Origin of the sequence: Methyloglobulus sp. (genome assembly GCF_046714055.1) — a bacterium.
In the GTDB taxonomy this organism is placed as follows: Bacteria; Pseudomonadota; Gammaproteobacteria; order Methylococcales; family Methylomonadaceae; genus Methyloglobulus.
In genome coordinates, this window is record NZ_JBKKBJ010000036.1 from 1 (window position 1) to 6,252 (window position 6,252).

Here is a 6,252-nt window from a genome sequence, read left to right on the forward strand (position 1 = left end):
TGGTTACGCAATGACTCGACGCGATGTCGGAATGCTTTGCATTTTCACTACGCAAAAAAACGCTTCGTGAAAACGCCCAGCCCTATCGCTTCTGGGGACTACTCGACTCCTGTCTCGCAGCGATTGAAAATGAAGTATTTTTGTAGGTGATTCTACAACATAGTAAACAAATTCATCATCATTGAAAAAGTTGTTTGATATGGTATGATCGAACCAAAACTTAATATTAGAATCCTTTGGGAGTGTTTTTCCAAAGCACAGTTCAAGTCTTTCTAAAGAAGTAGTTCGTTCTATTATATTAAGCTTTCCAGAAATTTCAGACGATTCAACAATAAAGTTTTTTTCAATTAATCCGCCAGAATGATAAATATGCTTTTTTATTGACTTTATATCATCAAGGGCCAAGATGTCGTAGTACTCTGAAACGTAAGCAGTTGCGCCTCTTTTGCCATGAAAACGAATTACATAGTGAAGCTGATTTATAAAAAATTTAGATTTAATATCTAATATTATTGGCTTTTGATTAATCTTAAGAATAGAACTAACCAGCTTGTTTGTGACTGATTTAAAATTTCGCGAATTTGTATAGTCTATCCAAAGATAATCGCTTAAAAATGGATGAAGCGGATGTTCGTCTATTTTAATTGTTATAACTTTAAAGTCTCGATCGGACATTCTTTTCTGTATGGCGATTCTTAACTCTTCATGTACCCAGCGTGAAGTCATTGAATTTTCGCTAGCTATAAGTAAAAACACATTTGCACGAGAAATTCCATTCGCTATGCTGTCGGTAAGTGAGTCTCCAGCATAAATTGTCCATTCGTCAAACCATACATCAATATTTCTGGCAAGTAAGTGCTTTCCTAGTTTTTTCGCGATTTGTTTGTCAGCCTTGTTGTGGCTAATAAATACGACGTAACCAGACATGACCATTACCCCATCAGGTTTCTACTTCAAAAGTAAGCCTAACTAATAATTATAAAGTTTCCGTATATTTACCATGTTTAAGACTTTAATTAAAATAGAATTGTAATTCTATCCCAATTTTCTAACTGTATATCGTCCCATAATAGTTTGATATACGGTTCTGTAAATCATGACAAACTGTCATTCCACCTGACTCCTTGAAATAATCCTGCCAGAAAATTTTTACACCTGACAATCCCTTACCCTAATTCTTAATCCCAATCCCCTTATGTAACAAAAACAAACTAAACAACGCCAACACCACTATAAACCCAACAATCATCATCAGCGCAAGCTGGATATCCACATCCGTCACGCCTATCATGCCGAACCTGAACGCGTTAATCATGTACAAGATAGGGTTGCCCATTATGACCGTCTGCCAAAAATCGGACAGCATGTCCACGGAATAAAAAACCCCGCCCAGATAGCTTAACGGCGTTAGGACAAAATTGGGGATAATGGAAATATCGTCAAAACTTTCTGCCAGCACGGCGTTTATAAATCCCGCCAATGAGAATAAGGTGGCTGTCAGAATGGCAACGGTGATGGTAACCCCCACATGCAGCACCACGATGTCGGCAAATAGCATGGAGATTAACGCCACCACAACGCCCACCAGTAACCCCCTGAATATGCCGCCACTGACGTAACCGCTCAAGATGACCCAGTTTGGCACCGGCGCGACCAGCAACTCTTCAATATTGCGCTGGAATTTGGTGGAGTAAAAGGACGAGACGACATTCGAGTAGGAATGGCTGATGACCGACATCAAAATAATGCCGGGGACTATGTAATCCATATAGCTTGCGCCACTGATTGTGCCGATGCGGCTACCGATCAACTTGCCGAAAATCAGGAAATATAAGGCGGTCGTAATCGCTGGCGGCAACAGGGTTTGCGGCCATATCCGCAAGAAGCGGTAGACTTCTTTCTTGATGATGGTCTTGAGGGCGATGCTGTAGTTCATGGTTTGATAGCCCTCACCCTAGCCCTCTCCTTTATGCCCTTTGGGTACTGGGGGAGAGGGGATTATCATGGATTCATTATTATTTTCCGCCGATTTGGAGTGAATCAAATCCATAAACAACTGTTCAAGACGGTTACTCTTGTTTTTCAGGCTGAGGACTTTGATGTTATTTGCGCTTAGCTGGCAAAACAACTGGTTAAGGCCAATCGCCTTGGGTACTGACACATCCAATACCTTGTCGCTGACACGTTCGATATGGCAACCGTCCAGCACTGGAACAGCCACAAGCGGCTCGGCCAAGTCCAACACAAAATGATCTACATTCAACCGAGCCAGCAGGCTTGCCATATCGGAGTTTTCGACGATTCTGCCTTGATCGATAATGGCAATATTCCGGCACAGGCTTTCCGCTTCTTCCAGGTAATGGGTAGTTAAGATGATGGTCGTACCCTGCTGGTTGACTTCTTGCATCATTTTCCACATAGACCTGCGAATTTCTATGTCAACGCCTGCGGTCGGCTCGTCCAAAATCAGCAGCTTGGGGGCGTGTACCATAGCCCGTGCGATCATCACGCGGCGTTTCATGCCGCCGGATAAGCGCCGGGAAATGCTATTGCGCCTATCCCACAAATCCATTTGCTTAAGGCAGTGTTCAGTCCTTTGTAGCGCGAGTTTACGCGGTATGCCGTAATAACCAGCCTGATTCAATACGATACTTTGTACGGTATCGAACTGGTTAAAATTGATTTCCTGAGGCACAAGCCCAATGCAGCTTTTAGCTTTTTCCCGTTCCCGTACCAGGTCATGCCCAAAAATACTGACCGACCCACTGCTTACAGTCACCAGGGAGCTTATAATGCCGATTGCCGTTGATTTACCGGCACCGTTCGGCCCCAACAAAGCAAAAAAGTCACCGGCTTCAACTTCCAAGTCGATGCCTTTTAACGCTTCAAAACCATTTTTGTAGGTTTTTTTTAGGTTGCTGATGGATAATGCCTTCATGCTGCAATTAATACTTAACGGGAATTCCCAAATCAGTTAAATTAAGGCCATAGCCACATAACTGGATTATTTTGGATGACAAAAATGCGCCATTTTAGCAGAAGCCACCCTCCTTCGTAGCGAAAACAGGATTTCCATGCAAAAGAAACCGCCCCGCAGTGTGGCTGCTGTAGACCTGGGTTCTAACAGCTTCCACATGATTGTTTGCAGCTTGACCGATGGCAAACTGCAAACGGTCGACCGCCTGAAAGAAATGGTCAGGCTGGCCGCAGGACTCGACAAAAAAAATGTCCTGGATCAGGACACACAAAAACGGGCTTTGGCTTGCCTGGAACGGTTCGGCCAACGGATCCGCGATTTTCCACCCGAAAGTGTACGGGCAGTTGGCACTAATACCTTACGTAATGCCAAAAATGCACAGCAATTTCTGGAAAAAGCAGAGAAAGCCTTAAATCACCCTATCCATATCATTTCCGGGATAGAGGAGGCACGGCTAGTCTATCAAGGCGTTGCACACAGCGTCGGCAGCACGGCTGACCTAAGGCTGGTCGTTGATATAGGCGGCGGCAGCACAGAATACATCATCGGCAAAGAAGACACACCAAAGAAGAAGGAAAGCCTTTCTATGGGTTGCGTATCGATGAGTAACCTTTTTTTTAGTCAGGGGCAATTATCAAAAAACGCTTTCAACAAGGCCATCCTGTTTGCCGAACAACAACTGGAACCCTTCCAGAAAAAATTCCATCGCAGACACTGGGATCAGGCCATAGGCTCATCAGGCACTTTACGCTCGATTGATAAGGTGCTGCAAGCCAAAAACTGGAGCAATGACGGCATCACCATGACCGGCCTGGAACATCTGGTCGATCATATTAAACAGTGCACACACGTCAATGAACTGAATTTACCGGAATTGGATCCCGAACGACTGCCCGTATTTCCCGGCGGCGTAGCCATTGCCTACGCCACCTTCAAAAATCTCGATATCGAACAAATGAGCGTTTCTGACGGCGCTCTCCGTGAAGGGCTAATCCAGGATTTATTGGGGCGTATTTACGACCATGATATTCGCTCCGCCACCGCAAAAACGCTGGCAGACCGTTATCACACCGATAAGCAACATGCTGCCCGTATTAAGCAAACCGTCAACACCATGCTCGGCCAATTAAGTTGTGATTGCTGTTTGTCCAATAATGAGGAGGTTGCGCAATTTCTGGAATGGGCAGGAGAGTTGCATGAAATCGGGCATGATATAGCCCACAACCAATACCACAAACACAGCGCCTACATTATCGAGCATGGCGATTTGGCCGGATTTACTACCCAAGACCAAATCTTGCTGGCTACCATCACCCGTTCCCATCGGCGCAAATTCTTACGCTCCCGTTTCCATGTATTGCCTGCGCCTTGGAACACCCTCGCCCCATTCATGACCATCATCCTGCGCCTAGCTGTAGTGCTGCGCCGCAACCGCCAGGAACACGACCTGCCCGACTTTAAAATAGCCATCACCAAATCCAGGATCGAATTACGTTTTCCAGGCAACTGGTTACTCAATTCTCCCCTGACCCATGCTGACTTAATCCAGGAAGCCGATTACCTTAAACCTGCCGGATTTAAGCTGGAATTTTCCTGACGGGCTGATGAAAACCTTATTGCGTATCCTCCTATATTGTTTTGGCGCAATCATTATTGTGATTGTGATGCTGATTTCTTTCGGCATCAGCAATGAACCGGACATAAAACTCGACTGGGCGATGAGCCAAGCGGACATTAGCCGAGCCAAAAAAATTCTTCACGAAGGCTCCAAAACCAGGCCTGATGAAATAGGCACGATTGAACTAACAAAGGCAGACCTCAATCTGGCCGCCAATTACCTGTTAAACCGGTTCAGCAAAGGCCGGGCGTTGATTGTTTTAAAAACCAACAAGCTCAAGTTTATCGTCACTGCCACCTTACCAGAAAACAGTATAGGCAAGTATCTGAATATCACGTTTAGATTGGGCAACGAATACGGGAGTCAACTACCGACACTAACCAAGTTTAAGGCAGGAAAGCTGTTGCTCCCCTCCAAGGTTGCGGCTTTTGTTATTGATGCGGTTATCAAGCACACTTACTTAAATGAGTATTTTCTGCTGGCGACTGACCCCATCAAAGCGGTTACTATCGACGGCGAAAAAATCACGATCACCTACCACCCCAGCCAGGCAACGCTGGACACCGCCCGCGACCTACTCACCTATAACAACACAAGCAACAATCATGCTAATGTGTATCAAAGCAAATTAGTTGATATCGTCCGTCGTCACGATCCGGATTGGCGCTTGTCACTGGCAGAACTGTCAAAGCCATTGTTTGCGCTTGCCTATCAGCGCTCCTCCCTAGACACTGCGATTGAAGAAAACCGGATGGTCATCTACACGATTAATGACTATGTAAACAACCAAAAAATCGGTGCAGTTCCTTATTACCCCGCTTTTTTATATAAACGCATCGACCTGGCACAACACTTCATCGGCGCTGCGGCGATTACCGCATCAGCAAACAGCCAGATTGCCCAGGTGGTAGGGGAAGAAAAGGAATTACGGGATGCCCAGAGCGGAAGCGGCTTCAGCTTTGTTGACTTGGCCGCTGACAAAACCGGCACCCGCTTTGGAGAATTGGCAACTGCCTCGCCTGCCTCTGCCCGCAAACTGCAACAAACAATGGCAACCATCAAAGACTACACGGATTTCATGCCTGACCCACGGACCCTGCCCGAACACATGGACGAGGCCACGTTCAAAAAACGTTACGGCGCAATCAACAGCGAGGCCTACCAGAAAGTATCCAAACAGATAGATGCGTTGATTGCAGCGACACCTATCTATAGGAAGTAATTAAGAAAGAGAGGCAGAAACGCTAAGACTCTCACATAGCCGTCATTCCGGCATGGATTGCCGGAATCCAGAACACAGGGATGTGAAAAAACAGTTGTCAATATCAGGTATTGCCATCCATGGCTACTGGATCTCGGCAATCCATGCCGAGATGACGAGTTGTGAAGACACCTATATCCCTGGGAGAGGATTTTTAGGCTTCAATCAGTTAAACGTACTACCCGGCGTAGCTGGCAAAACCGGCATTTTTTGTTCAGGGAACTCACCCGTCAACGCATTCAGGAAAGCGACAATATCGGCAATTTCTTCTTTTGACAAGTCCTTATCCAATTGCAGTTTGCCCATCACCTTGACCGCTTCATTCAGTGTTTTCACCGCGCCATTATGGAAATAAGGCGCAGTCAGGGCGATGTTGCGTAAAGTCGGCACTTTAAA

General features: G+C 45.8%; 5 protein-coding genes and 1 pseudogene. 2 read left to right on the top strand and 4 right to left on the bottom strand.

From position 1 onward, the window contains the following. Window positions 1-3: 3 nt before the first annotated feature. The 3 genes from ACLQ6D_RS02145 to ACLQ6D_RS02155 form a co-directional block, all read right to left on the bottom strand. Complete coding sequence (locus ACLQ6D_RS02145) at window positions 4-927, bottom strand: toll/interleukin-1 receptor domain-containing protein (RefSeq protein WP_411725612.1); 924 nt, start codon at window positions 925-927, stop codon at window positions 4-6. Between the two features lie 244 nt (window positions 928-1,171). Continuing rightward, entirely contained in the window at window positions 1,172-1,936 is a 765-nt protein-coding gene (locus tag ACLQ6D_RS02150) for an ABC transporter permease (RefSeq protein WP_411725613.1), read from the bottom strand. An 18-nt stretch (window positions 1,937-1,954) separates the two neighbouring features. Beyond that, window positions 1,955-2,938 carry an ABC transporter ATP-binding protein gene (locus tag ACLQ6D_RS02155; RefSeq protein WP_411725614.1) on the bottom strand — a complete coding sequence of 328 codons (984 nt, stop codon included), beginning with the start codon at window positions 2,936-2,938 and terminating at the stop codon, window positions 1,955-1,957. A 136-nt stretch (window positions 2,939-3,074) separates the two neighbouring features. Here ACLQ6D_RS02155 and ppx point away from each other — a divergent pair, with 136 nt between their 5' ends. Both ppx and ACLQ6D_RS02165 read left to right on the top strand, forming a co-directional pair. Then, window positions 3,075-4,574: an exopolyphosphatase gene (gene ppx, locus ACLQ6D_RS02160; RefSeq protein ID WP_411725615.1), complete on the top strand. Its 1,500-nt coding sequence runs from the start codon at window positions 3,075-3,077 to the stop codon at window positions 4,572-4,574. Window positions 4,575-4,581: 7 nt separating this feature from the next. Then, the gene (locus ACLQ6D_RS02165; RefSeq protein WP_411725616.1) at window positions 4,582-5,817 is read left to right on the top strand and encodes a hypothetical protein; all 1,236 of its coding nucleotides are present in this window, start codon (window positions 4,582-4,584) and stop codon (window positions 5,815-5,817) included. Window positions 5,818-6,021: 204 nt separating this feature from the next. Here ACLQ6D_RS02165 and ACLQ6D_RS02170 read toward each other — a convergent pair. Continuing rightward, window positions 6,022-6,252: pseudogene (locus ACLQ6D_RS02170) on the bottom strand (cytochrome-c peroxidase); the annotation flags it as partial.

Coding starts and splice junctions, on each gene's coding strand:
- ACLQ6D_RS02145 (WP_411725612.1), bottom strand. CDS start 927: ATGTCTGGTTACGTCGTATTTATTAGCCACAACAAGGCTGACAAACAA.
- ACLQ6D_RS02150 (WP_411725613.1), bottom strand. CDS start 1,936: ATGAACTACAGCATCGCCCTCAAGACCATCATCAAGAAAGAAGTCTAC.
- ACLQ6D_RS02155 (WP_411725614.1), bottom strand. CDS start 2,938: ATGAAGGCATTATCCATCAGCAACCTAAAAAAAACCTACAAAAATGGT.
- ppx (WP_411725615.1), top strand. CDS start 3,075: ATGCAAAAGAAACCGCCCCGCAGTGTGGCTGCTGTAGACCTGGGTTCT.
- ACLQ6D_RS02165 (WP_411725616.1), top strand. CDS start 4,582: ATGAAAACCTTATTGCGTATCCTCCTATATTGTTTTGGCGCAATCATT.